Origin of the sequence: Embleya sp. NPDC020886 (genome assembly GCF_044333915.1) — a bacterium.
Lineage (GTDB): Bacteria > Actinomycetota > Actinomycetes > Streptomycetales > Streptomycetaceae > Embleya.
Genome location: NZ_JBIRRX010000004.1, coordinates 1 through 25,828 on the forward strand (window position 1 = coordinate 1; position 25,828 = coordinate 25,828).

The following is a 25,828-nucleotide window of genomic DNA, read 5'->3' on the forward strand; positions in this document are numbered from 1 at the left end:
GTCTGTGGGAATCGGTTGTTGTTTGAGAACTGCACAGTGGACGCGAGCATCTGTGGCCAAGTTGTTAAGGGCGCACGGTGGATGCCTAGGTACCAGGAACCGATGAAGGACGTGGGAGGCCGCGATAGGCCCCGGGGAGCTGTCAACCGAGCTGTGATCCGGGGGTGTCCGAATGGGGAAACCCGGCAGTCGTCATGGGCTGTCACCCGCACCTGAATATATAGGGTGTGTGGAGGGAACGCGGGGAAGTGAAACATCTCAGTACCCGCAGGAAGAGAAAACAACCGTGATTCCGAGAGTAGTGGCGAGCGAAATCGGATGAGGCTAAACCGGTCACGTGTGATACCCGGCAGGGGTTGCGTGATCGGGGTCGTGGGAGTGTGCTTGATCGGTCTGCCGGCCGGTCGGCGAGTCAGAAACCGTACATGTAGTCGAAGGACATGCGAAAGGTCCGGCGTAGAGGGTAAGACCCCCGTAGACGAAACATGTGCGGCTTGCTTGCGCATTTCCCAAGTAGCACGGGGCCCGAGAAATCCCGTGTGAATCCGGCGGGACCACCCGCTAAGCCTAAATATTCCCTGGTGACCGATAGCGGACTAGTACCGTGAGGGAAAGGTGAAAAGTACCCCGGGAGGGGAGTGAAATAGTACCTGAAACCGTGTGCCTACAAGCCGTGGGAGCGTCGTCATCCGCGTTTACGTGGGTGGCCGTGACTGCGTGCCTTTTGAAGAATGAGCCTGCGAGTTTGCGGTGTGTGGCGAGGTTAACCCGTGTGGGGTAGCCGTAGCGAAAGCGAGTCCGAACAGGGCGATTGAGTCGCGCGCCCAAGACCCGAAGCGGAGTGATCTAGCCATGGGCAGGGTGAAGCGCGGGTAAGACCGTGTGGAGGCCCGAACCCACCAGGGTTGAAAACCTGGGGGATGACCTGTGGTTAGGGGTGAAAGGCCAATCAAACTCCGTGATAGCTGGTTCTCCCCGAAATGCATTTAGGTGCAGCGTCGTGTGTTTCTTGCCGGAGGTAGAGCACTGGATTGTTGATGGGCCTCACCAGGTTACTGAGATAAGCCAAACTCCGAATGCCGGTAAGTGAGAGCGCGGCAGTGAGACTGCGGGGGATAAGCTCCGTGGTCGAGAGGGAAACAGCCCAGAGCACCGACTAAGGCCCCCAAGCGTGCGCTAAGTGGGAAAGGATGTGGAGTCGCACAGACAACCAGGAGGTTGGCTTAGAAGCAGCCACCCTTGAAAGAGTGCGTAATAGCTCACTGGTCAAGTGATTCCGCGCCGATAATGTAGCGGGGCTCAAGCGCACCGCCGAAGTCGTGTCATTCGTGCATACAGCCAAGCCTTCGTGGTTCAGGCGTACGGATGGGTAGGGGAGCGTCGTGCAGCGAGTGAAGTCGCGGTGGAAACCAGCGGTGGACGCTGCACGAGTGAGAATGCAGGCATGAGTAGCGAATCACACGTGAGAAACGTGTGCGCCGGATGACCAAGGGTTCCTGGGGCAGGCTAATCCGCCCAGGGTAAGTCGGGACCTAAGGCGAGGCCGACAGGCGTAGTCGATGGACAACGGGTTGATATTCCCGTACCCGCTACGACGCGCCAGCGCTGAACCTCGTGATGTTAAGGCCGTGAAGCCGCCGGGATCCTTCGGGTGAACGGTTTTGGTGGAGCCGCCGAACCAATCGGGTAGTAGGTGAGCGATGGGGTGACGCAGGAAGGTAGTCCAGCCCGGGCGGTGGTAGTCCCGGGGTAAGGGTGTAGGGCGTTGTGTAGGCAAATCCGCACAACACGAGCCTGAGACCTGATGCCGACCCGATTGTGGGGAAGTGGATGATCCTATGCTGCCGAGAAAAGCCTCTAGCGAGTGTCGTGGCGGCCCGTACCCCAAACCGACTCAGGTGGTCAGGTAGAGAATACTAAGGCGTTCGGGTGAACTGTGGTTAAGGAACTCGGCAAAATGCCCCCGTAACTTCGGGAGAAGGGGGGCCATTGCTGGTGAGGGGACTTGCTTCCCGAGCTGGTGGTGGCCGCAGAGACCAGCGAGAAGCGACTGTTTACTAAAAACACAGGTCCGTGCGAAGTCGTAAGACGATGTATACGGACTGACGCCTGCCCGGTGCTGGAACGTTAAGGGGACCGGTTAGCTCTTCGGGGCGAAGCTGAGAACTTAAGCGCCAGTAAACGGCGGTGGTAACTATAACCATCCTAAGGTAGCGAAATTCCTTGTCGGGTAAGTTCCGACCTGCACGAATGGCGTAACGACTTCTCGACTGTCTCAACCACAGGCCCGGTGAAATTGCACTACGAGTAAAGATGCTCGTTTCGCGCAGCAGGACGGAAAGACCCCGGGACCTTTACTATAGTTTGATATTGGTGTTCGGTTCGGCTTGTGTAGGATAGGTGGGAGACTGTGAAGCGGACACGCCAGTGTCTGTGGAGTCGTCGTTGAAATACCACTCTGGTCGTGCTGGATGTCTAACCTGGGTCCGTGATCCGGATCAGGGACAGTGTCTGATGGGTAGTTTAACTGGGGCGGTTGCCTCCTAAAGGGTAACGGAGGCGCCCAAAGGTTCCCTCATCCTGGTTGGCAATCAGGTGTCGAGTGTAAGTGCACAAGGGAGCTTGACTGTGAGACCGACAGGTCGAGCAGGTGCGAAAGCAGGGACTAGTGATCCGGCGGTGGCTTGTGGAAGCGCCGTCGCTCAACGGATAAAAGGTACCCCGGGGATAACAGGCTGATCTTCCCCAAGAGTCCATATCGACGGGATGGTTTGGCACCTCGATGTCGGCTCGTCGCATCCTGGGGCTGGAGTAGGTCCCAAGGGTTGGGCTGTTCGCCCATTAAAGCGGTACGCGAGCTGGGTTTAGAACGTCGTGAGACAGTTCGGTCCCTATCCGCTGTGCGCGTAGGAGTCTTGAGAAGGGCTGTCCCTAGTACGAGAGGACCGGGACGGACGAACCTCTGGTGTGCCAGTTGTTCTGCCAAGGGCATGGCTGGTTGGCTACGTTCGGGAGGGATAACCGCTGAAAGCATCTAAGCGGGAAGCTTGCTTCGAGATGAGGACTCCCACCAACTTCGGTTGGGTAAGGCCCCCGAGAGACGATCGGGTTGATAGGCCGGGTGTGGAAGCCCTGTAAGGGGTGGAGCTGACCGGTACTAATAGGCCGAGGACTTGTCCTCAGTTGCTACGCGTCCACTGTGTGGTTCCCGAACCGCAATCGGTTTCGGGGAACCCGTTATTGATAATTGAATCACCGCATGTGATTTCTGGTTCACCGAACGATCCTTGATTGTAGGGTTCGATGGTTTTCCGGTGGTCTTGGCGGAGAGGAAACGCCCGGTCTCATTCCGAACCCGGAAGCTAAGCTCTCCAGCGCCGATGGTACTGCACTCGAAGGGGTGTGGGAGAGTAGGACGCCGCCGGAATCTACGTGTGAAAGGCCCATCCCGAACAGGGATGGGCCTTTCGCGTTTCCCGGGTTCTTTCCCGGACCTTTTTGCGTTTCGGGGCTGCGGGGAATTTCGGCCGGGCCGGGCACGGGAGGCTCAGTGCTAAACGGCCGGCGTGGGCTGGTGGAGGTGGGCCCGGTCCCACGGTCGCCGGTGGCCGGGAGCCCTGGGTTTCCCGGCGAGAGGTGGGTGTTGCTCGCGGGAAAGGCGCTGGCAACGGCGGAGCGGGTGGGTGCTTTCGTCGGGTCCGCCGGGGGACCTTTCCGAGTGGGCCGGGCGCTTTCGGCGGGCGGTCGCGTCTTGGTCGGCGGCGGGTGGCTCAGTGCTAAACGGCCGGCGTGGGCTGGTGGAGGTGGGCCCGGTCCCACGGTCGCCGGTGGCCGGGAGCCTTGGGTTTCCCGGCGAGAGGTGGGTGTTGCTCGGCGGGAAAGGCGCTGGCAACGGCGCGGAAGGGTGGGCGGTCCGGTCGGGTCCGCCGGGGAGCCTTCCCGAGTGGGCCGGGCCGTTGCGGCCTGCGGTGGGTGGGCGGTGGCGGGAGACGAGAAGAAGAGCGGGCGGTGAGTGGGCGGTTTCGGTCGCCGGAGTGCACAACCCGGCCCTCGACACGCGCTCCTCCCGGTCGGTCCCGTAAAACCGCAGGTCAGCGGGAAGCCGCGAGCTTGAAGCAGTCCCGGGATCCCGATCGTGACCCTCGAACCCCTTAGACGGCCTTCGGACGGCCTCCCGCTCGACCGCCGCGACCCCAAACGCCCACCGGAACAGCCCCAACCCCCCCGGAAAGACTCCCGGCGCCCCTCACCGGGCCGCCCTTCCCGCCACCCGACCCGAAACGCCCACCGAGAACCCTGCCCGCACGCAATCCACCACCGGCATTCACAAACCGGCCCTCGACACGCACTCACGCCGCACGGCCCCGCAAAACCGCAGGTCAGCGAAATCCCGAGCGTGCGAAGCAGCCTCGGGATCCCGATCGTGACCCTCCAAGCCCTCAGACAGCCCTCCACCCTGCCACCCGACCCGAAACGCCCACCGAAACGCTCCCGACCCACTCGAAAAGGCCCCCCGGCGGACCTCACCGGGCCGCCCTCCCGCTCCGCCGTTGCCAGCGCCTTTCCCGCCGAGCAACACCCACCTCTCGCCGGGAAACCCAGGGCTCCCGGCCGCCGGTGACGGTGGGACCGGGCCCACCTCCGCCGATCCACGCCGACCGTTTAGCACTGAGCCACCCGCCGCCGACCCAAGCGCGACCGCCGGCCGTGAACGCCCGGCCCACTCGGAAAGGCTCCCCGGCGGACCCGACGCAAGCACCCTCCCGCTCCGCCGTTGCCAGCGCCTTTCCCCGCAGGCAACGCCCGCGTCTCGCCGGGGAGCCCAGGGCTCCCGACCGCCGGCGACCGTGGGACCGGGCCCACCTCCACCAGCCCACGCCGGCCGTTTAGCACAGAGCCTCCCGTGCCCAACCCAACCAAGTCGCACCGCAGGCGGCGAGCACCCCACCCACCCGGCAGGAAGGCCCCCAGGGCCACCCAACTCCTGCCCCAGACCCCAATCTCAATCCCAGCCCGACCCCCAACCGACCACCTCAGCGGTCCCCCGTGTCGGAAGACCTGTGCTGGACTGTGGCTTCCTGCTCAAGCAGTCCGGGCGACGTTGCTGATCGAGGCGGTCCGGGCGGCGATGGCAGGTGGCACGTTGATCAGCCCGCAGGTCACCCTCCGCCTGCTGGACCGGCTGTCGGCGCACCCGACCGCGCCCCCGGCGCCGGCCGTAGGCCATTGCGCCGTACCCGACCAACCGGCCGCGGACCCGCTCACCACCCGCGAGCGCGAGATCGTCCGGTTGATCGCCCGCGAGCACACCAACGCCGAGATCGGCGCGGGGTTGTACAGCACCGCCGGCGCACCGCCGGCACCGTAAAGACGCATATCGCGAACATCCAGGCCAAGCCGGGCGGCCCACAATCGAGTTGGGATCGCCGCCTGGCCTGGGCGTGGGCGAACGGGCATGTGACACCAGGAGGTCGAGCCGGCGGCACCACGGCTCGAACCGACTGCCGATTGCCACCCACAAGTCCCGCTCCCCAACGGCTTGTTCCCCAACGGCTCGTTCCGCAACGGCCGTTCCACAACCGCCCGTTCGCCAACCGCCCGCCCCACGCCCGCCCTACAGCCGCCCCGCCAGCTTCAGTGCCAAATACGTGTCCGTGAGTGCCGACGCCAACTCCCCCGGGGGTGCGTCCACGACGGTTACGCTTCCTCGTCGCAACTCGGCTGCTGTTGCCCGGCGTTCGGCGAGTTCGCGTTCGGCGGCGGCGGCCTCGTAGATCGCTGTCACGTTGCCTCGGCGGGTGGCCATCGCGGTGATTGCCGGGTCGGCGACGGCGGCCACGATCACCTCGTGTCGGGCGGCGAGTCGGGGGAGTACCGGGAGGATGCCCTCCTGGACCGCCTCCCGTTCCAGGCCGGTGATCAGCACGATCAGTGAGCGGCGCGGGGTGCGGCGCAGGATTTCGGCGGTCAGGGATCGGGCGTCGGGTTCGACCAACTCCGGTTCCAGCGTGGCCATCGCCTGGACGAAGGCCGGGAGTATGCCGTTTCGGGGTGCGCGGCGTACCTCGGCGCGGACTCGACGGTCGTAGGCGAGCAGGTCGACCCGGTCGCCGGCGTGGTTGGCGACGGCGGTCAGCAGCAGGGTCGCGTCCATCGCCGCGTCCAGGCGGGGGACGTCGCCGATGCGGCCGGCCGAGGTGCGGCCGGTGTCGAGGACGACCAGGATGTGGCGGTCGCGTTCGGGGCGCCAGGTGCGCACCACGACGCCCTGGTTGCGGGCGGAGGCGCGCCAGTCGATCGATTTCGCGTCGTCGCCGGGGACGTATTCGCGCAGTGTGTCGAACTCGGTGCCCGCGCCTCGGGTGAGCAGGGCCGAGCGGCCGTCGAGTTCGCGCAGGCGTTCCAGTTTCGAGGGGAGCAGTCGGCGGCTGGGGAAGCCGGGCAGCACGCGCAGTCGCCACGGTACGTGGTGGGAGCCCTGGCGGGCGGCCAGGCCGAGCGGGCCGACGGAACGCACCGTGATCCGGTGGGCGTTGCGGTCGCCGCGGCGGGTCGGGGTCATCGTGGTGGTGAGCCGGCGGCGTTCGCCGGCGGGGATGCGCAGGTCGTGCCGCTGGGCAGTGGTGCCGGTGCTGGGTGGCCAGGCGTCGCGCAGTCGGCCGCGCAGGGGGCGGGGGCCGGGGTTGGTGACGGTCAGCGTGACCTCGGCGCGTTCGCCGAGGCGGACCGCGGTGTCGCCGCCGCGGTCGAAGGTCAGGGTGCGGACGCCGGGGGCGAGCAGCAGGTCGACGAGGACGGCGAGCAGCAGGGCGCCCTCGACCACGGCCAGGCCGAGCAGCGAGGGCAGCAGCAGGCCGACCACCAGGACGCCCAGTGCTGCGGCCAGGACGGCACGACCGGTCAGGGCCATCGGCGGTTAACGCGGGACCGGGGTGTGCGCCAGGACGGCGTCGATCACCACGTCGGGGGTCACACCTTCCATCTCGGCCTCGGGGCGCAGCCGTACCCGGTGTCGCAGTGCCGGTCGGGCCAGGGCCTTGACGTCGTCGGGGGTGACGTAGTCGCGGCCGGCCAGCCAGGCCCAGGCGCGGACGGCGGCGAGCAGCGCGGTGGCGCCGCGCGGGGAGACGCCCATGGCCAGTGACGGGGAGGTGCGGGTGGCTCGGCAGATGTCCACGACGTAGGCCAGGATGTCCGGCTCGACGCGCAGGGCGGCCACGGCGCGGCGGCCGGCGGCCAGGTCCGCGGCGCCGGCGACCGGGCGGACGCCGGCGGCTTCGAGGTCGCGCGGGTCGAAGCCCTCCGCGTGCCGGCGCAGCACCACGATCTCGTCGTCGCGTTCGGGCAGCGGCAGGGTGAGCTTGAGCAGGAAGCGGTCCAACTGGGCCTCGGGCAGCGGGTAGGTGCCCTCGTACTCGATCGGGTTCTGCGTCGCGGCGACCATGAACGGGTCGGGCAGCGGGCGGGTGGTGCCGTCGACCGAGACTTGGCGCTCCTCCATGGCTTCGAGCAGGGCGGCCTGGGTCTTGGGCGGGGTGCGGTTGATCTCGTCGGCGAGGAGCAGGTTGGTGAACACCGGGCCCTCGCGGAAGGAGAACGCGGCGGTGCGCGCGTCGTAGACCATCGAGCCGGTGACGTCGCCCGGCATCAGGTCGGGGGTGAACTGCACGCGGGTGGTCGTCAGTTCCAGGCTGCGGGCCAGGGCGCGCACCATCAGCGTCTTGGCGACGCCGGGCACGCCCTCCAGGAGTACGTGGCCCCGGCACAGGAGGGCGATCACCAGTCCGGTGACGGCGGCGTCCTGGCCGACCACGGCCTTGCCGATCTCGCCGCGCAGGGCTTCGAGGGCGTCGCGCGCCTCGCGGGTCTGCTCGGGTGCGCTCACGTCGTGCGTACCTGCCTTATCAGCGCGTCGAGTTCGTCGGACAGGGCGACGAGGGCTTCGTCGCTCTCCGGGCTCGCACCGTACAACAGGGCGTGCAGGTGCGCGGGCGTGTGGTCGGTGCGGGCGGTGACCGAGGCGATCAGGGCGGCCTCGGTGGGGTCGGCGCCCAGGACGCGGGCGATGCGTTCGCGGGCGGCGGCGCGCAGCAGTTCGGCGGCGGTGTCGCGGGCGCGGCCGCGGCGGTAGAGCCGGGCGCGGCCCTCGACGGTCTCGGCGGCGCGGACCACCACCGGGAGCGGTTCGGTCACCACCGGGCCCAGTCGGCGGGCCCGCCACAGGGCGAGCAGGACGGCGGCGACGGCCAGTTGTGCGGCGCCCCAGCGCCAGCCGGCGGGCAGCAGGTCCCACAGCGAGTCGTCGGCGGGCGGGAGTTCGTCGGCGCCGGGCAGGTACCAGACCAGGTGCGGATGGGCCCCGAGCAGGTTGAGCGCGAGGGCGGCGTTGCCGTTGTCGTCGAGGCGGTCGTTGACCAGCGGGCGGTCGGAGCCGAGCACGACGGTGTCGTGGCCGGCGCGGGGCGGGGTGCGGACCAGGGTCGGGCGGCCCGCGTAGGGATAACAACCGGTGGCGTCGGGGAGCAGGTCGAGGTCGAACCGGGCGCCGCCGGTGTCCGCATCGCCGGCCCGGGTCGCGGCGGGCAGTTCGCAGCGCGGTTGCAGGGTGCGCCGGCCCGCGTCGCGGGCGGTGTGCACGCCGGGCGCCAGGATCGCCAGCGCGGCCTCGCCGGGGCGGACCAGCACCGTGCGGGCGGGCCCGGCGGCGGCGACGGTGCGCAGCCGGTCGTCGGCGAGCAGGTCGGGGAAGGGCACCACGAGGGTGCTGTCCGGGCGGATCGCCCGGGCGGCCTCGTCGGCGGAGCGGGCCAGGTGCACCTCGACGCCGCGGGCCCGCAGCAGTTGGGCCAGGGCCTTGCTGCCCTGCGGGTGGGTGGAGCGCGGGTCGAGCCGGCCCTCGTGCCGGTCGCCGCGGATCAGGATCAGGGCGGAGACCACGATCAGGACCAGGGCGACCAGGGCGAGCGGCGTGCGCACCCGGCGCCGGACCTGCTCGGTGGTGGGGCCGAGCGCGGTGTCGCTCATCGGGGCATCCGTTCGTCCACGCGTGGGCGGGCGGCGGCGCAGCGGGCGTCCAGCTCGCGCAGGTCGCGGTCCAGCTCCCGATCGGCGGTACGCCCGCCGTAGTGCACGTCGTCGAAGGTCGCGGCGGCGGCCCGCAGGTCCGCGGCGGCCTCGGGCAGCGCCCGGCCGGCCTCGGCGGCGGCCTCGTCGGCGGTGCGGCCGGGGCGTACGTCGAGCACGGCACGCTCCTCCAGGGCCCGCACGATCGCCCGGAAGCGCTCCCGTACCGCCTCGTCCCAGTGCCCCCGGTCGGCGTGCGCGTCGGCGGCGGCACGGTGCTCGGCGGCCGACAACGGGCCCTGTTCGCCGTACAGCGGCAGCTCGGCGCGGCGGGCGGTGCGCAGCGGACCCAGCCGCAGCCGCAACACCACGAGCGCGGCGATCACCAGGAGCACGATCACCACGAGGCCGAGACCACCACCGGGGCTGTGGTCGCCGGCCCGGGAGATCAGGTCGCCCAGGTGGTCGAGAAACCACTCCAGGGCCCGGCGGACCGGGCTGGGGTCGTCGCGGTGGTATTCGGGGCGCGAGAGTTCGTCCCGGGCGGCGTCCCGCGCGTCGTCGCGCGGGACGTCCACCGGCTCCCAGTCCCGGACCAGGGTCGTGAGCGCGTGGCGGTTCACGCCGGCGCGGGTCCCGAGGTCGCGTCGCCGCCGGGTTCTTCGTCCAGGATGCCGGCCGCGCGGGCGAGGTCGAGGTCGAGTGCCTCGCGGCGGATGCGCTGGTCGATGTAGAGCAGTGCGGTGGCGCCGGCGGCGAAGGGGTAGAGCAGCGCGGCGCTGATCACCGCGCCGACGCCGGTGATCAGCAGGTCGCCGAAGGAGGGGTCCGGAACGTCGGAGGGCTTGGACGCGGTGAGCGCCGAGATGCCGTCGGAGACCAGCAGGAACGGGAACTGGATGATGGCGCCGACGACCGTCATGATCAGCGCGATCAGCAGCAGGATGCCGCACACCCGCCACCACGCGCCGGTGACCAGCTTGCGCGAGCGCTCCAGCGCCTTGCGCACCGACTGCTTCTCCAGCATCAGGGTGGGGCCGGCGAGCGAGAAGCAGACGTAGAGGTAGACCGCCGCGACGACGCCGCCGATCATGCCCGGGAGCAACAGCAGCGCGCCGAGGCCGTCGGCGCCGACGGCCAGCAGCAGCAGGCCCGGCAACATCGCGATCAGGAGGGTGCCGACCGGGATCAGCCAGGAGGCGAAGGTGACGCCGAGCAGGCGCGGGAGCAGCGGGCGCACCGCCGTCCAGGCCTGGGTGGCGGACATGGTCTTGGCGATCACGGCGCGGCTGACCACGACGGTGAGCATCGCGGTGGCGGCGATCTGCCCGAGGGCGGCGACCACGATCGGCACGATCACCAGCGCGCTGGTGTCGCGCAGGTAGCGCCACGCCTCCTCGCCGGTGGCGTCGTCGCCGAGGTCGCTGGGCGAGAACTCGCGGTTGAGCAGCCAGGTGACCGGTACCTCGAGGCACTGGGTGAGCAGGGCGACCACGACGGCGATGCCGATCATGACCTTCCAGTGCGCGCGCATGGCGGCGAACGCGCCGTCGAGGATCTCGCCGACGCTCAGCGGGCGCAGTGGGATCACGCCGGGCTTGGCGGCCTGTACGTAGGGGCCGTTCCAGCCGGGAGGCGCGCCCCACAGCGGCGGTTGCTGCTGGGGGGCACCCCAGCGCGGGTCCTGGCCGGGGCCCGGTTGCGGGGGTCCCCATCCGGCCGCCGGGCCCTGCTGCGGCGGTCCCCATCCGGAGGCGGGCGGCTGGACCGGGGCCCACCCGGGGGCCGGGGCTCGGGGGCCGGGCTGTTCCGGAGCCGCGGGCTCGTCCTCGGCCGGGGGTTTGTCCAGGGACGGCTTGTCCGGCGACGGCGGCTTGTCCAGGGACGGGGGCGTGGCCGGCGACGGCGAGTCGGGCGCGGGCGCGGGTCGGTCGGGTGACGTGGCGTCGTCCGCCGGGCGTTCCTCGTCCGGCCCCGGGGCGTCCGGGGTGGGCGGGCCGGGCGAGTCCGTCATGCGATTGCGCTCCTCGTCCTGATCGGGTGGTGACTCATCGTGGCATGCCGGTGTGGGCCCCGGATGAACGGGCGGCCATCGGATCCGGTCCGCCGGCGCGGGTACCTCGACCGCCGGGACAACGTCGAGCGCGCGTCGCACGTTCCGGCACCGGTTCGCCCGGGCTCCGGCGGGCCCGGCGAGGTCCGGCGGACGCCGTCGGGGGGTCGTGGGCATGGCCGAAATGCCCGTTGCGCCGGTCGGTGGGCCGGCGTACGGCCCGGTCGGGGACGTGACTCCGCACTCTCTCCGGTGGCAATGATCAGTATTTGGGAGATTTTGTCGTCGATCGGCGCGGCCGGAATCGGTCGGATGAGTGCAGGTCACAATCCGGTAATGCGACGATGATGTACATGAAGGGACGCGTCCTCATCGTTGACGACGACACCGCACTGTCCGAGATGCTCGGGATCGTGCTGCGTGGCGAAGGGTTCGAGCCGTCGTTCGTGGCGGACGGCGACAAGGCACTCCAGGCTTTTCGGGATGTAAAACCGGACCTGGTACTGCTGGACCTGATGCTGCCCGGCCGTGACGGCATCGACGTCTGCCGCCAGATCCGTGCCGAGTCCGGCGTGCCGATCGTGATGCTCACCGCCAAGAGCGACACGGTCGACGTCGTGGTCGGGCTGGAATCCGGAGCCGACGACTATGTGATCAAACCGTTCAAGCCCAAGGAGCTTGTCGCTCGTGTGCGGGCCCGCCTGCGCAGAGCCGAAGAACCCACCCCGGAGCAGTTGGTGATCGGCGATCTGGTGATCGACGTGGCCGGCCACGCCGTGAAGCGGGACGGGCAGAACATCGCGCTCACTCCGCTGGAGTTCGACCTCCTTGTCGCACTCGCCCGCAAGCCCTGGCAGGTGTTCACCCGCGAGGTGCTTCTCGAACAGGTCTGGGGATACCGACACGCGGCGGACACCCGCTTGGTGAACGTGCACGTCCAGCGGCTGCGCTCGAAGATCGAGCGCGACCCCGAGCGTCCGGAGACCGTGGTCACCGTGCGCGGGGTCGGCTACAAGGCGGGACCGGCCTGACCTTGAGTTCGTTCCGGTGAGCACCGCACAGCGGTCGCCCTCCCCATCGGCCTGGTCCCTCGCCCTGCGTCGCGTACGCGGTGGCGTGGGCCGGGTCATGGCGTTGTGGAACAGATCGATCCAGTTTCGCGTCGTGGCCACCACCCTGGTGTTGTCCGTCGCGGTGATGGTGCTGCTCGGGGTGGTGGTGGTCGGCCAGGTCCGCAACGGCCTGCTGGACGCGAAGGTGGCCTCCGCCCGGTCCCAGGCCCAGGGCGGGATCGCCGATGCCCGGGCCCAGGCCGACGAGATCGCCACCAGCCCGGGCCGGCACGTCCAGGTACCCACCGGCGTGCCGGCCGGCACCCCGGCGTCCGGCAACCGGGTGAACACCGGCGACTGGCTCAACGCCCTGGTCAAGCAGCTCTCCAGCGGCGGCCAGGGGGTCTACGACGTGGCCGCCACCAGCCAGGACACGGTGGACAACCCGCCCGGGTCCGGTCGCAGCCCCCGCGCGTCCGGCGACGTGGTCCCCGACGCCAGCGTGCCGGACGAGCTGCGCCGCGAGGTCGGGCTCAAGCGCGGTGTGCCACTGCTCCAGTACACCCAGATCGTGCGCGAGGGCCAGCACGGCGAGGGCCCGGCCGAGACCACCCGCGAGGCCGGCCTGGTGGTCGGTGCGGAACTGGAGGATCCCGACGGCGGCTTCTACCAGCTCTACTACTTCTTCTCCTTCGGCCCGGAGGAGAAGACCCTGGGTCTGGTGCGCAGCACGCTGGCCACCGCCGGGGTCTTCCTGGTGCTGCTCCTGGTGGCGATCGCGGCGCTGGTGACCCGGTGGGTGGTCACCCCGGTGCGGATGGCGGCCCGGATCGCCGAGCGGTTGGCCGCCGGTCGCCTGGAGGAACGCATGCGGGTCGTCGGCGCGGACGACCTGGCGCGACTGGGCTCCTCGTTCAACAAGATGGCCTCCAATCTGCAGAACCAGATCCGGCAGTTGGAGGAGCTCTCGCGCGTGCAACGCCGGTTCGTCTCGGACGTCTCGCACGAACTGCGCACCCCGCTGACCACCGTGCGGATGGCGGCCGACGTGCTGCACGAGGCCCGCGAGGACTTCGACCCGGCCACGCGGCGCTCGGCCGAGCTGTTGCAGAACCAGTTGGACCGGTTCGAGGCACTGTTGTCGGACCTGCTGGAGATCAGCCGCTTCGACGCCGGCGCGGCCGTGCTGGACGCCGAGCCGGTGGACCTGCGCGACCTGGTGCGTCGGGTGGTCGAGGGCGCGGAGCCGCTGGCCGAGCGGCGCGGCAGCCGACTGGTGGTGCGCGCACCGGACAAGCCGTGCGTGGCCGAGGTGGACCCGCGCCGGATCGACCGGGTGTTGCGCAATCTGGTGGTCAACGCGGTCGAGCACGGCGAGGGCCACGATGTGGTGGTCACCGTGGCCGGCGGCGAGGACTCGGTCGCGGTGGCCGTGCGCGACTACGGCGTGGGCCTCAAGCCCGGCGAGTCCTCGCTGGTGTTCGCCCGATTCTGGCGGGCCGACCCGGCCCGGGCCCGGACCACCGGCGGTACCGGACTGGGCCTGTCGATCGCGTTGGAGGACGCGCACCTGCACGGCGGCTGGCTCCAGGCGTGGGGCGAGCCGGGCGGCGGCTCGCAGTTCCGGCTGAGCCTGCCCAAGACCGCGGGTGGCGATCTGGTGCGTTCGCCGCTGCCGTTGGAGCCCGAGGACTCGCGGGCGAATCGGGGCCTGGGCCCGGCGGGCTCGCCCTATCGGCGCACCGTGCGTGCGGCCGGCCCCGCGGGAGGCACTCGATGAGGCGGATCAGCCCGTTCCTGGCCCTGGTGTGCGTGTTGTGCACGCTCAGCGCGTGTGCGTCCATGCCGCACAGCGGCAGCGTGCGCGAGGCGGCCAAGGGCGAAAGCAAGGAGCAGGGCCCCGAGCAGCAGGTGCGGGTGTTCGCGGTGCCGCCCAAGCCCGGCGAGCAACCGCACGGGATGGTCGCCGGCTTCCTGGAGGCGGTCACCAGCGACGAGCCCGACTACACGACGGCGCGCGCCTACCTGACCCCGGAGGCCCGGGCCAAGTGGGTGCCCACCCGCGAGATCGTGGTGCTCGACTCGATCGCCCGGATCGAACTGGTCCCCGGCGCCGACGAGCGCACCTATCAGGCGGAGGTGTCGGGCACCAAGGTGGGCACGGTCGACAACCGCAACGCCTACCAGCCCGAACAACTGCCGAACGCGCAGTACCGGGCGACACTGCAACTGCGGCTGGGTACCGACAACCAGTGGCGGATCGCCGACCTGCCGGACGGGCTGATCCTGTCCCGGGCCGAGTTCCACCGGATCTACCGGTCGGTGAACACCTACTGGTTCGCCACCGCGATGCCGGTGGGCAAGGACATCCTGGTGCCCGACCCGGTCTACCTGCGCAGCCGCGTCGGACTGACCTCGGCGCTGGTGCGCCAACTGGTGGGCGGGCCCACCGACTGGCTGCGGCCGGTGGTGGAGACCGCGTTCCCGGCGGGCACCGAACCCGCCGACCGGGTCGTCTCGATCGAGGACAACCGGATCGCCCGGGTGCAACTCAACCGGCAGGCCCGGCTCGCCCAGACCAAGGGCTGCGAGCGGATGGCCGCACAACTGCTCTACACCCTGCGCCAGGTCTCCGGAGTGGATTCCGTCTCGATCACCGGCGGCGGCGAGCCGATGTGCTCGCTGTCCTACGACGACGCCGCCCAGTACGACCCGGGGCGAGCGGCCCGGACGTCCGCGCCCACCGGCTACTTCATCGCCAAGGGCAACGTGGTCAACGTGGTGCCCGGCCCGAACGGCAATCCGCCGGTGTTGCCCGGACCGTTCGGCGACGGCACCTACAAGGTCGACCAGATCGCCGTCTCGCGCGACCCGTTCCGCCGCCGGATCGCGGGCATCGACACCAGCGGTCGCCGACTGCTGGTCGGCGACGTGGACGGCCACGGCGAGGTCCAGGAGTGGCTGACCACCGCTCCGGCGTCGCTGCTCAGTCCGACCTGGGACGGTCGCGGCGTGTTGTGGGTGCTCGACCGCACCAAGGACGCCGAACAGGTGCTCGCGCTGTACGAGGACGAGCGCAGGCAGATCACCCGGGTCGCGGTCGACGTGGAGGGCATCACCGCCGCCCGGATCACCGGCCTGCGGCTGTCCCCGGACGGCACCCGCGCCGCGCTGATCGTGGACAACGGCAAGGTGCTGATCGGTCGGGTGGAGCGTCGGGTGAACAACGGCGCGGTGGCCCTGACCATCGCCGCGCCACGCTCGGTGATCCCCTCGCTGGTCGAGGTCAAGGCGATCTCCTGGAACGGCCCCGACCGGCTCGCGGTACTCGGCAAGGAGGGCCAGGGCGCGCTGGCCCCGCAGATCGTGGACATCGACGGGGGCCTGTCGGTCTCCGTCGCCTCGGTCAACGGCATGCTGCGCATCGCGGCACCGGACGGCTCGGACCAGCCCCTGTTGGCGGACTCCGGCGAGGAGAACATCTACCAGTTGTCCCAGGGCAACAACTGGACCAAGGTGCACAGCGGCCTGTACCCGGTCTATCCGGGCTAGGCCCCGTCCGGCGGCCCCACCGGGATCCGCCGGACAGGGCCTGGCGGCGGGGCCGGTCGGCCGGCTCTCGGCGGGGCCGCGGGGTCGATCGGTCCCGTCGGATTCGGTCGGATCGGGGGCGGTCCCGGTCGCGTCGGGTCCGCCTCGATCGTCCGCCACGGCGCGCCATGACCGGATCGGGTGGTTGTGCGTACCGTCGGTCCGTTTCGGGGCCGGCCGTGCGAGCTTGGGGGCATGGAACGGTCTCGGGTGCTCGCGGCGTGGGCCGACCTGGTGCTGCCCGTGTGTTGCGCGGGTTGTGCCGAGTCCGGGGCGTTGCTGTGCGGGCGCTGCCGGGCGGTGTTCGCCGCGGCGCCCGTGCCCGTGCGGCCGACGCCGGCGCCGGAGGGGCTGCCGCCCGTGCACGCGGTCACCGCGTACCTGGGGCCGGTGCGCCCGGTGCTCGCCGCCTTCAAGGAGCACGGCGCGCGCCGACTGGCCCGCCCGCTCGGCGACGCGCTCGCGCGGGCCGCAGCGGCCGGGCTGCCCGATCCGGCCGGGTCCGCCCTGCTGGTCCCGGTGCCCTCGACCCGGGCCGCGGTGCGCCGCCGGGGTCGGGACGCCACCGGCGAGTTGGCCCGGCGCGCGGCCGGTCGACTGCGCGCGGCCGGAGTGCCCACCCGGGTGCTGCCGGCCCTGCGACATACCAGGCGAGTAAGGGATCAATCAGGTCTTTCGGCGCATGAACGGAGGATGAACATCCGCCGATCAATGATCGTTTCGGACAGGTTGGCGCCCTTGTTTACGGGCATTAGTGTGGTGATCGTCGTCGATGATGTTTGCACCACCGGCGCAACTCTCGCGGAGGCGACCCGTGCGGTCCGAGCCGTGGGAGGGCGAGTCGGGGCGGCGGCCGTGGTGGCCGCGACGACCCGACGGCGCCGGGCGGAGCAGGACCATCGCCGACCTGGTCGGCCGGATGGGTGGCCACCCCTCCGGCATGGCGCAATGGATGGAGTTCTGCGTGGACATTGTCGTCAAGGGCCGCAAGACCGAGGTACCCGAGCGTTTTCGCAGGCACTGCGTCGAGAAGCTGGAGAAGATCCGCAAGCTCGACGACAAGGTGATCAGCGTTGACGTGGAGGTGTCCAAGGAGCGGAACCCGCGGCTGGCGGAGCGCTCGGACCGGGTGGAGATCACGCTGAACACGCGTGGTCCCGTCATCCGGGGCGAAGCCGCCGCGTCCGACCCATACGCCGCACTCGACATGGCGTGCGCGAGACTCGAAGCGCAGTTGCGCAAGGCCGCCGACCGGCGGCGCGTGCACCATGGTCACCGTTCCCCCGTATCGGTGGGCGCGGCCACTGCGGAGATCAATCACGCCGACCGGCTCAATGGGGCCGTGGTGGCGTCCGCGGAAGACATCGAGGCTGTGAAGAACGGCGAATTGAGGCCCCAGCCGCACATGGCGGGCCCGATCGAGGTAGACGGCGAAGGCCCCCTCGTGGTTCGCGAGAAGGTACACGCCGGGCGCCCGATGGCGCTCGACCAGGCGCTGTACGAGATGGAGTTGGTAGGCCACGACTTCTATCTGTTCATCGATTCGAGCACCAGGTGGCCGAGTGTGGTGTACCGCCGGCACGGCTACGACTACGGTGTGATCCACCTCAAGCCCGAGGACCGCGAGGACGGCGGACCGCAGTAAGCAGCGGTCGGGCCGTCCCGCCGCGCCCTTTGGCGGTCAACGGACGCCGAAACCCTTCGGGGTTTCGGCGTCGGTTGCGTTCTCGACCGTGGCGTTCCCTGGCGAAAGTTCCGCTTCGCAAGTACGTTCCGCACATAACACCCATCAGGGCCTGGCGTCGTGGCGATCACGTGGGATCATGTCCTGGACACGGATCGTGCCGACCCAGGGGGGAAACACGGTGGGTGAACAGTCTGTTCCGACCCGCGTGGACCACGGCTCAGCGGGCGAACCGATTCGCGTGCTGGTGGTCGACGACCACGATCTGTTTCGCCGGGGTCTGGACATCGTGCTCGCGCCCGAACCGGACATCACGGTGGTGGGCGAGGCGGGGGACGGCGCCGAGGCGCTGGAGGCCGCACAGGATCTGCTGCCCGACATCATCCTGATGGACGTCCGGATGCCCAGACGCGGCGGTATCGAGGCGTGCACGGCGATCAAGGAAGTCGCACCCAGCACGCAGATCATCATGCTGACGATGAGTGAGGAAGAAGCCGACCTCTACGACGCGATCAAGGCCGGCGCGACCGGCTATCTGCTGAAGGAGATCTCGCACGGCGAGGTGGCCTCGGCGATTCGCGCCGTGGCCGACGGGCAGTCGCAGATCAGTCCGTCGATGGCGGTCAAGCTGCTGACCGAGTTCAAGTCGATGAGCCGGCGCGACGACGAACGACGCCTGGTGCCGGCGCCGCGGCTGACCGATCGCGAGATCGAGGTGCTGCGGCTGGTGGCCACCGGGCGCAACAACCGCGACATCGCCAAGCAGTTGTTCATCAGCGAGAACACGGTCAAGAACCACGTGCGCAACATCCTGGAGAAACTCCAACTGCACTCGCGCATGGAGGCCGTGGTCTACGCGATGCGGGAGAAGATCCTGGAGATCGGCGACTGACCCGGCGGTGGCTGCCGACCGGGCGAGGATCCGCCCGGTCGGCAGTCGTGCGTGGGCGGATCAGCTCGCGAGCAGGGCGCCCAGCGGTGCGCGGGTGCGCTCGTGGTCGATGTGCTCGATCCGGACGTCCTGGCAACCCACCCAGTGGGCGGCCTCGCGCAGCGCCCCGGCCGCCGCCGCGAGGGTGCGCTCGGTGACCTTGGCGCCGGCCTCGAAGGACAACCGCCGGGCCACCAGCGTGCGCCCCTCGCGAGCCGGGTCCACCCGGCCGACCAGCCGCCCGCCGGCGAGCAGCGGCATCACGAAGTAGCCGTGCACCCGCTTGGCGGCCGGCACATACGCCTCCAGGCGGTGCTCGAAGCCGCCGAACACCCTGGCGGTGCGCGGTCGGTCCCACACCAGCGCGTCGAACGGCGACAGCAGCGTGTTGCGATGCCGGCCGCGCGCGGGAGCGGCCAGCGCGGCGGGATCTGCCCAGGTGCCCTCGCGGGCGGCCCGCTCGCCCCAACCCGCGACGGTGACCGGGACCAGGCCGCTGTCCGGCAGCGCGGCGTCGACCTCGGCCCGGGTCAGCCGGTACTGGTCCATCAGGTCGGCCCGGGTGGCCACGCCCAGTTGACGGCCCGCGAGGGCGACCAGGCGGCGCACGCACTCGGCGTCGTCGGGCTCCTCGGCGAGCAGGGCCGGCGGGATCACCCGCTCCGGCAGGTCGTACACCCGCTTCCAGCCCTCGCGGCGCACGCAGACCACGTCGCCGAAGGCGAGCGCGCGCTCGGCCGCGATCTTGGTCTCGCTCCAGTCCCACCACTCGCCCTTGTTCTTGGCGCCGCCCAGGCCGGTGGCGGTGAGCGGGCCCTCGGCGCGCAGCCGCTCCAGGACGTTGCGGTACGCCTCCTCGGTGACCCGTTGGCCCCACAGGTGACCGCGATCTCGGTGGTGCCGACGGCGGAAGGCGAAGTCGGGCCAGGCGTCCATCGGCAGCACACAGGCCGCGTGCGACCAGTACTCGAAGGCGGTCTCGCCACTCCAGTAGGCGGCCTCGACGGCCGGTCGACCGACCGCTCCCAGGCGGGCGTACGGCACCAGTTCGTGCGAGCGGGCCAGGGTCGAGATGGTGTCGAGCTGTACCGCGCCGAGCGCGTGCAGCACGCCCAGGACGCCGGTGCGGCGGTCGGGGGCACCGAGGAAGCCCTGGGCGGCCAGCACGATCCGGCGGGCCTGGTCGGCGGTCAGCTCGGCGACGGGGTGCCGGTCGGCTGTCGGCTGTGGGGTCATGGACGCCACCTTAGAACGTATGTTCGCATCAGGTGTCCGTGGCGAGCCGGGCATGCAGATGTACGTCCGCGAACGGTTCGTCGGCACCGGTGAAGCACTGCCGCAGTACTCCTTCGAGTGCATATCCCGCCGCGCCCGCGACCGCGCACGAGCCGGCGTTGGTCACGGCGTGCCGCAGTTCCACCCGGTGCAGGTCCAGTGCGCCGAACGCCCAACGGCTCACCGCGCCCACCCCGTGTCGGGCCACGCCGCGACCTCGGGCGTGCTCCAGCGTCCAGTAGCCGATCGCGGTGGTGCGCCACCGCAGGGTGGTGTCGGCGAGCCCCACATGGCCGAGGACCTCGCCGGTCACCGCGTCCATCACCGCGAACGAGGGCCCCTCGCCGTCGGCCCAGCGCCGCGCGCGGGTGGCCAGCCACGCGCTCGGATCACCGTCCGTCGGCACCGCCATCCAGCGGGTGATCTCCGGATCGGCGAGAGCGGTGCGGACCACGTCGACGTCGTGTTCGTTCCAGGGGCGGAGCTGAAAGCGCCCCGCCGCGATCTCCACAGGTTCCATGCCGGTCACTGTGCCGGCCCGCGAGGCTCGATCCCGGCTTGCCTCCTCGCATACGATGGCCGTATCGGCGGGACGGGCCCCGCCGTGCCGTCACGTCCGAAAGGCGGGCGGGCGCCGTCGGGCAAGGAGCTCATCCAGCGTGTCTATCTTCGATAAGGTCCTGCGCGCCGGCGAGGGCAAAATCCTGCGCAAGCTCAACCGCATCGCAGATCAGATCGAGTCGATCGAAGATGACTTCAAGGACCTCTCCGACGCCGAGCTGCGCGCACTGACGGACGAGTACAAGCAGCGCTACGCCGACGGGGAGACCCTCGACGACCTGCTTCCGGAAGCCTTCGCCACCGTTCGCGAGGCCGCCCGCCGCACCCTGGGCCAGCGGCACTACAAGGTGCAGCTCATGGGCGGCGCCGCGCTGCACCTGGGCAACATCGCCGAGATGCGCACCGGCGAGGGCAAGACCCTCGTCTCGACGCTGCCCGCTTACCTGAACGCGATCGCCGGCGAGGGCGTGCACGTGGTCACGGTCAACGACTACCTCGCCGAGCGCGACTCGGAGTGGATGGGACGCGTCCACCGCTTCCTGGGGCTGACCGTCGGCTGCATCCTGGCCAACATGCCGCCGCACGAGCGCCGCAAGGCGTACGGCTACGACATCACCTACGGCACCAACAACGAGTTCGGCTTCGACTACCTGCGCGACAACATGGCGTGGTCGGCCGACGAGCTGGTGCAGCGCGGCCACTTCTTCGCCGTGGTCGACGAGGTCGACTCGATCCTGGTCGACGAGGCCCGTACACCGCTGATCATCTCCGGCCCGGCCGACCAGGCCACGAAGTGGTACGCCGACTTCGCCAAGATGGTCAAGCGGCTCAAGCGCGGCGAGGCGGCCAACCCGCTCAAGGGCATCGAGGAGACCGGCGACTACGACGTCGACGAGAAGAAGCGCACCGTCGCCATCCACGAGTCCGGCGTCGGCCGGGTCGAGGACTACCTCGGCATCGACAACCTCTACGAGGCGGTCAACACCCCGCTGGTCGGCTACCTGAACAACGCCATCAAGGCGAAGGAGCTGTACAAGCGGGACAAGGAATACGTGGTCGTGGACGGCGAGGTGCTCATCGTCGACGAGCACACCGGCCGCATCCTCGCCGGTCGCCGCTACAACGAGGGCATGCACCAGGCGATCGAGGCCAAGGAGGGGGTGGACATCAAGGACGAGAACCAGACCCTGGCCACCGTCACCCTCCAGAACTTCTTCCGCCTGTACAAGAAGCTCGGCGGCATGACCGGTACGGCGATGACCGAGGCCGCCGAGTTCCACCAGATCTACAAGCTCGGCGTGGTGCCCATCCCCACCCACCGCTCGGTGCAGCGCGTGGACCAGTCCGACCTCGTGTACAAGACCGAGGAGGCCAAGTTCGACGCGGTGGTCGAGGACATCACGCAAAAGCACGAGAAGGGCCAGCCGGTCCTGGTCGGCACCACGAGCGTGGAGAAGTCCGAGTACCTCTCCGCCCAACTGCGCAAGCGCGGCGTGCCGCACGAGGTGCTCAACGCCAAGCACCACGAGCGCGAGGCGCAGATCGTCGCGCAGGCCGGCCGCAAGGGCGCGGTCACGGTGGCCACCAACATGGCCGGCCGCGGTACCGACATCATGCTCGGCGGCAACCCGGACCACCTGGCCGCGGCCGAGCTGGCCCAGCGCGGGCTCACCCCGACCGAGACGCCGGAGGAGTACGAGAGCGCCTGGCCGGACGCGCTGGAGAAGGCCAAGAAGGCGGTCAAGGCCGAGCACGAGGAGGTCTCCGACCTCGGCGGCCTGTACGTGCTGGGCACCGAGCGGCACGAGTCCCGCCGGATCGACAACCAGCTCCGCGGTCGTTCCGGCCGCCAGGGCGACCCGGGCGAGTCGCGCTTCTACCTCTCGCTCGGTGACGACCTGATGCGTTTGTTCAAGGCGAACATCGTCGAGCGCGTGCTGACCCTGGCCAACGTGCCCGAGGACCAGCCGATCGAGTCGAAGATGGTCTCCAACGCGATCAAGTCCGCGCAGACCCAGGTCGAGCAGCAGAACTTCGAGATCCGCAAGAACGTGCTCAAGTACGACGAGGTGCTGAACCGCCAGCGCGAGGTGATCTACGGCGAGCGCCGCCGGGTGCTCGCGGGCGAGAACCTGCAGGAGCAGATCGGCCACTTCATCGACGACACCGTCCAGGCGTACGTGCACGGTGCGACCGAGGGCTTCGCCGAGGAATGGGACCTGGAGAAGCTCTGGGCCGAACTCAAGCGCCTCTACCCGGTCAGCGTCACGATCGAGGAGGTCGAGGAGGAGTTCGGCGACCGCTCCGACCTGGACACCGAGCAGCTCGTCGAACTGCTGCGGGCGGACGCCCAGGCCGCCTACGCGCTGCGCGAGGAGAAGCTCGGCGAGGAGGTCACGCGCGAGCTGGAGCGCCGGGTCATCCTTTCGGTTCTCGACCGCCGCTGGCGTGAGCACCTCTACGAGATGGACTACCTCCAGGAGGGCATCGGCCTGCGGGCGATGGCGCAGCGCGACCCGCTGGTGGAGTACCAGCGCGAGGGCTTCGACATGTTCAACGCCATGATGGAGGGCATCAAGGAGGAGTCGGTCGGCTACCTCTTCAACGTCGAGGTCGAGATCGAGCAGGTGCCCGAGGCGCCGAGCATCTCGATCGACAAGGCCGCGCCGCTGCCGGAGATCCACGCGAAGGGCCTGGACGCGCCCCAGCGGCCGGCGCACCTGCAGTACAGCGCGCCGACGATCGACGGCGAGGGTGGCGTGGTCACCTCCGAGGAGAGCTTCGACGAGGACGAGGTCGAGCTCGACGAGGGTGCGACTCGGGCCGAGCGGCGGCGGGCTCAGCGGGCGAAGCGCAAGAAGAAGTAGTCGACGGGGGCGGGTGGGCCTGCGGCCCGCTTGTCCTCGAACGCCGGTTGGGCCGGATGTTCGACCCGAGGGCCCGGATCGCTGTGGCGATTCGGGCCCTCGGGCTTTCCGGGTCAGGTCAGGTTGTCGTGTTCCAGGGCTGTGCACAGCCAGGTGTCGGTGGGCCGGCGGGTGGGGGCGTCGCGTTCGAGGCGGAAGGCCAGGGTGAGGACCCAGGAGGCGGCGCGCAGGCGGGCGTAGCCCTCGGCGACGCCGTCGGCGGGGGTGCGACCGCCGCACGATTCCACGCTCAGCCGGCCGACCCGGCGGGCGGCGAGGCGGCGGACCAGGTGTTGCGTGGTGGCGTAGACGGCGGCGGAGGCGTACGGGCGCAGTTGGCCGACCGTGCGCAGGCCGGAGCCGATCTCGGCCAGGGCGTGGGCCAGTCGCCGGGCGCGCAGGCGGGCCTCGGTCGGGTCCGGCTCGGCCGGGGTGTGGATCAGCCGCAGGGCGGGGCGCGATACCGGCCGGGGGACGAAGTCGGGGTCGGCGGCCAGTGCGAGGGAGCCGTGTACCCGCGCGGATCGGTACGCGGGGGCGTCCGGCGCGAGGAGCGCGCGTGGCGAGCTACGGGCCGGGGCCGGGTCGAAGGGGCTTTCGCCGGCGGGTGCGCGCACCACGTACAGGTGCGGTGGCGAAGTGGTGCGGGCGGTGTTCGTGTGGACCATGGGTCCTCCCCGAGAAGTGCCGAACATGACGTGCCCGCCGCCGACGTGCCGGGCATGGGTGTGCCGCACTCGTTCCGCTCGTTCCCCCGACCGGGACGTGTGCAGGCACTTCCTAGCCGGCTCGCGGCGCATGGTCAACCATTCGTTCGGCCGACCCGGGGATTACGCTGACGCGTCGACTCACGCAATGTGGCGGTAGGTCGACCGTCACCCCGGCTCCCGTCGCACACGAACGGATGTCGGGATTTCACTCGATTGGAGTCGCCCGATGCGCGTGTTCATCCCCACCACGCCCGCAGGTCTGGCCTCGGTGCACGCCGACGGCGGGATCGGGTCGGCGCCGGTGGTCGCGTTCGCGGTCACCGACGCGTTTCGTGCCTGGTACGACAGCTCGGACGAGGAGGAGTTGGAGTACGGGGCGCTGACCCGGGCCGCCGAGGACTCGTTGCGGCTGCTCGCGGCCGAGCCGGGGGCGATGCGCCGGGTCGTGCTGGCGGCGGATGTGCCGGACGCGCTGGTGCGCGAGCGGGCGCAGGACGGGCCGGGCGCGGTCCTGGTGGACGCGACGGTGCCGCGCAAGCGGATCGCGGCGGTGCACATGGACACCACCGAGGCCGAGGGCGCGATCGCCGCGGCGCTGGCCGGCGGACTCACCGACGAATGGATCGAGGCGACCGAGGAGCACGAGCTGTTGTGGTTCGCGACACAGGAGCTGGCCGATCTGCTGTGAGCGCGCCCACGGCACAATGAAGGTCCATGAAGAGTCGATCTCCGCACCTGGTCTGGGACTGGAACAGCACGCTGTTCCACGACATGGACGCGATCATCGCGGCCACCAATGCCTCGTTCGCTCTGCTCGGGCTGCCGCCGATGACGCTGGAGCGCTATCGCGAGCTGTATTGCGTGCCCGTGCCCAAGTTCTACGAGAAGGTCACCGGCCGGGTCCCCGAGCCGGCCGAGTGGGTGTTGCTCGACGACGCCTTCCAGGAGGTCTACACCGCGCACAGCGCGCTGTGTGAGCTGGCCGACGGTGCGGACGAGTTGCTGCACGCCTGGCAGCGCGAGGGTGGCACCCAGTCGTTGTTGTCGTTGACCGCGCACGAGGCGCTGATGCCGTTCGTGCGCCGGTTCGGGATCGAGGACCGGTTCGTCCGGGTCGACGGGCGGGTGGGTCCGGCCGGCGGCGGCAAGGCCGAGCACCTGGTCCGGCACCTGGCCGGGCTGGGTCGGGAGCCGGCCGAGGTGGTGCTGATCGGCGATGCCGCCGACGACGCGGCGGCGGCGTTGCACGTGGGCGCGCGGGCGGTGTTGTACTCGGGCGGTTCGCACGCGCGGGCCGGCCTGGAGGCGGTCGGCGTGCCGGTGGTGGACTCGCTCGCGGACGCGGTGGAGCTGGCGCGTACCCTGCCGGGCTGAGCCGTGCGCGGCCGTCGGGCGGGTCGAGTGCTCAGGCCGGTGCCTTGGTCCGCAGGACCCGGACGAACTCGCGCATCCAGGCCGGATGGTCGACCCAGCTTCGGGCGGAGACCAGGGTGCCGTCGACGACCGCCTCGCCGTCCACCCAGGTGCCGCCCGCGGCTCTGATGTCCGGCGCGATCGTCGGGTAGGCGGCGGTCCGGCGCCCGGTCAGCATGCCCGCGGCGGCGGCGATCAGCGGGCCGTGACAGATCTGCGCGATCGGCTTGTCCGCCTCGAAGAAGTGCCGCACCAGGCGCTGTACGACCGGGTTGTTGCGCAGGTATTCCGGCGCCCGGCCGCCCGGCAGCACGAGCGCGACGTAGTTCTCCGGCCGCACCTCCACGAACGCGAAGTCGGCGGGCCACGTGTAGCCGGGCTTCTCGGTGAAGGTGTCGAAGCCGTCGACGAAGTCGTGCACGACGAAGGCGAGCTTCTTGCGCGAGGGGCCCGCCACGTGCACGTCGTACCCCTCCTCGCGCAGGCGTTGGTACGGGTAGAGCACTTCCAGCGACTCCGCCGCGTCGCCGGTGATCAGCAGCACCTTCTTGGCCATGACGATCGTCTCCCCACCGAATTCGTCCCGCCG

Annotated in this window: 19 protein-coding genes and 2 rRNA genes; 12 read left to right on the plus strand and 9 right to left on the minus strand. The window is 70.1% G+C overall.

Going from position 1 to position 25,828, the window contains the following annotated elements; all coding sequences use genetic code 11:
• Positions 1 to 54 precede the first annotated feature (54 nt).
• From ACH4U8_RS15020 to ACH4U8_RS15030, 3 genes are all read left to right on the plus strand, one after another.
• A 23S ribosomal RNA gene (locus ACH4U8_RS15020) occupies positions 55 to 3,181 on the plus strand.
• A gap of 129 nt (positions 3,182 to 3,310) precedes the next feature.
• Positions 3,311 to 3,427 (plus strand): 5S ribosomal RNA (gene rrf / locus ACH4U8_RS15025).
• Positions 3,428 to 5,101: 1,674 nt separating this feature from the next.
• Positions 5,102 to 5,368 (plus strand): hypothetical protein, encoded by a 267-nt coding sequence (locus ACH4U8_RS15030; RefSeq protein ID WP_395778220.1) that lies wholly within the window; start codon positions 5,102 to 5,104, stop codon positions 5,366 to 5,368.
• A gap of 246 nt (positions 5,369 to 5,614) precedes the next feature.
• On the opposite strand, the gene ACH4U8_RS15035 is transcribed toward ACH4U8_RS15030, so the two are convergent.
• The 5 genes from ACH4U8_RS15035 to ACH4U8_RS15055 are packed head-to-tail and all read right to left on the minus strand — an operon-like array spanning position 5,615 to position 11,077.
• Positions 5,615 to 6,910: a DUF58 domain-containing protein gene (locus tag ACH4U8_RS15035; protein ID WP_395778222.1), complete on the minus strand. Its 1,296-nt coding sequence runs from the start codon at positions 6,908 to 6,910 to the stop codon at positions 5,615 to 5,617.
• Positions 6,911 to 6,916: 6 nt separating this feature from the next.
• Positions 6,917 to 7,885 (minus strand): AAA family ATPase, encoded by a 969-nt coding sequence (locus ACH4U8_RS15040; protein WP_395778224.1) that lies wholly within the window; start codon positions 7,883 to 7,885, stop codon positions 6,917 to 6,919.
• Complete coding sequence (locus ACH4U8_RS15045; RefSeq protein ID WP_395778226.1) at positions 7,882 to 9,024, minus strand: DUF4350 domain-containing protein; 1,143 nt, start codon at positions 9,022 to 9,024, stop codon at positions 7,882 to 7,884. Before ACH4U8_RS15045 ends, ACH4U8_RS15040 begins: the two co-directional genes overlap by 4 nt.
• Positions 9,021 to 9,686 carry a DUF4129 domain-containing protein gene (locus ACH4U8_RS15050; protein WP_395778228.1) on the minus strand — a complete coding sequence of 222 codons (666 nt, stop codon included), beginning with the start codon at positions 9,684 to 9,686 and terminating at the stop codon, positions 9,021 to 9,023. Before ACH4U8_RS15050 ends, ACH4U8_RS15045 begins: the two co-directional genes overlap by 4 nt.
• Positions 9,683 to 11,077, minus strand: a complete 1,395-nt coding sequence (locus ACH4U8_RS15055; RefSeq protein ID WP_395778230.1) for a hypothetical protein — start codon at positions 11,075 to 11,077, stop codon at positions 9,683 to 9,685. The genes ACH4U8_RS15050 and ACH4U8_RS15055 overlap by 4 nt, the downstream gene beginning before the upstream one ends.
• Positions 11,078 to 11,469: 392 nt before the next feature.
• Here ACH4U8_RS15055 and mtrA point away from each other — a divergent pair, with 392 nt between their 5' ends.
• The 6 genes from mtrA to ACH4U8_RS15085 all read left to right on the plus strand — a co-directional run bounded on the left by mtrA (position 11,470) and on the right by ACH4U8_RS15085 (position 18,335).
• Positions 11,470 to 12,147 (plus strand): MtrAB system response regulator MtrA, encoded by a 678-nt coding sequence (mtrA, locus tag ACH4U8_RS15060; RefSeq protein WP_026219725.1) that lies wholly within the window; start codon positions 11,470 to 11,472, stop codon positions 12,145 to 12,147.
• Between the two features lie 133 nt (positions 12,148 to 12,280).
• Complete coding sequence (gene mtrB, locus ACH4U8_RS15065) at positions 12,281 to 13,948, plus strand: MtrAB system histidine kinase MtrB (protein ID WP_395778232.1); 1,668 nt, start codon at positions 12,281 to 12,283, stop codon at positions 13,946 to 13,948.
• Positions 13,945 to 15,720 carry an LpqB family beta-propeller domain-containing protein gene (locus ACH4U8_RS15070; protein ID WP_360307208.1) on the plus strand — a complete coding sequence of 592 codons (1,776 nt, stop codon included), beginning with the start codon at positions 13,945 to 13,947 and terminating at the stop codon, positions 15,718 to 15,720. The genes mtrB and ACH4U8_RS15070 overlap by 4 nt, the downstream gene beginning before the upstream one ends.
• A 750-nt stretch (positions 15,721 to 16,470) precedes the next feature.
• The gene (locus ACH4U8_RS15075; protein WP_360307770.1) at positions 16,471 to 16,836 is read left to right on the plus strand and encodes a phosphoribosyltransferase family protein; all 366 of its coding nucleotides are present in this window, start codon (positions 16,471 to 16,473) and stop codon (positions 16,834 to 16,836) included.
• A complete protein-coding gene (gene hpf / locus ACH4U8_RS15080; protein WP_360307211.1) occupies positions 16,724 to 17,404 on the plus strand; it encodes a ribosome hibernation-promoting factor, HPF/YfiA family in 681 nt (226 codons plus the stop codon). The genes ACH4U8_RS15075 and hpf overlap by 113 nt, the downstream gene beginning before the upstream one ends.
• A 220-nt stretch (positions 17,405 to 17,624) precedes the next feature.
• Positions 17,625 to 18,335 (plus strand): response regulator transcription factor, encoded by a 711-nt coding sequence (locus ACH4U8_RS15085; RefSeq protein WP_052174179.1) that lies wholly within the window; start codon positions 17,625 to 17,627, stop codon positions 18,333 to 18,335.
• A gap of 60 nt (positions 18,336 to 18,395) precedes the next feature.
• Here ACH4U8_RS15085 and ACH4U8_RS15090 read toward each other — a convergent pair whose 3' ends face one another.
• Positions 18,396 to 19,610 carry a winged helix-turn-helix domain-containing protein gene (locus tag ACH4U8_RS15090; RefSeq protein WP_395778234.1) on the minus strand — a complete coding sequence of 405 codons (1,215 nt, stop codon included), beginning with the start codon at positions 19,608 to 19,610 and terminating at the stop codon, positions 18,396 to 18,398.
• A gap of 28 nt (positions 19,611 to 19,638) precedes the next feature.
• The gene (locus ACH4U8_RS15095; RefSeq protein ID WP_395778236.1) at positions 19,639 to 20,169 is read right to left on the minus strand and encodes a GNAT family N-acetyltransferase; all 531 of its coding nucleotides are present in this window, start codon (positions 20,167 to 20,169) and stop codon (positions 19,639 to 19,641) included.
• Between the two features lie 139 nt (positions 20,170 to 20,308).
• Here ACH4U8_RS15095 and secA point away from each other — a divergent pair, with 139 nt between their 5' ends.
• Positions 20,309 to 23,077, plus strand: coding sequence for a preprotein translocase subunit SecA (gene secA / locus ACH4U8_RS15100; protein WP_360307220.1), 2,769 nt, complete (start codon positions 20,309 to 20,311; stop codon positions 23,075 to 23,077).
• A gap of 113 nt (positions 23,078 to 23,190) precedes the next feature.
• Here the strand turns inward: secA and ACH4U8_RS15105 are convergent, their stop codons facing one another.
• Positions 23,191 to 23,784, minus strand: coding sequence for an Rv3235 family protein (locus ACH4U8_RS15105; protein WP_360307223.1), 594 nt, complete (start codon positions 23,782 to 23,784; stop codon positions 23,191 to 23,193).
• Between the two features lie 268 nt (positions 23,785 to 24,052).
• On the opposite strand from ACH4U8_RS15105, the gene ACH4U8_RS15110 reads away from it, so the two are divergent.
• Positions 24,053 to 24,514 carry a DUF6912 family protein gene (locus ACH4U8_RS15110; RefSeq protein ID WP_395778238.1) on the plus strand — a complete coding sequence of 154 codons (462 nt, stop codon included), beginning with the start codon at positions 24,053 to 24,055 and terminating at the stop codon, positions 24,512 to 24,514.
• Between the two features lie 26 nt (positions 24,515 to 24,540).
• Positions 24,541 to 25,200, plus strand: a complete 660-nt coding sequence (locus tag ACH4U8_RS15115; protein WP_360307229.1) for an HAD hydrolase-like protein — start codon at positions 24,541 to 24,543, stop codon at positions 25,198 to 25,200.
• Positions 25,201 to 25,231: 31 nt separating this feature from the next.
• Here ACH4U8_RS15115 and ACH4U8_RS15120 read toward each other — a convergent pair whose 3' ends face one another.
• A complete protein-coding gene (locus tag ACH4U8_RS15120; RefSeq protein WP_395778240.1) occupies positions 25,232 to 25,795 on the minus strand; it encodes a DJ-1/PfpI family protein in 564 nt (187 codons plus the stop codon).
• Positions 25,796 to 25,828 lie beyond the last annotated feature (33 nt).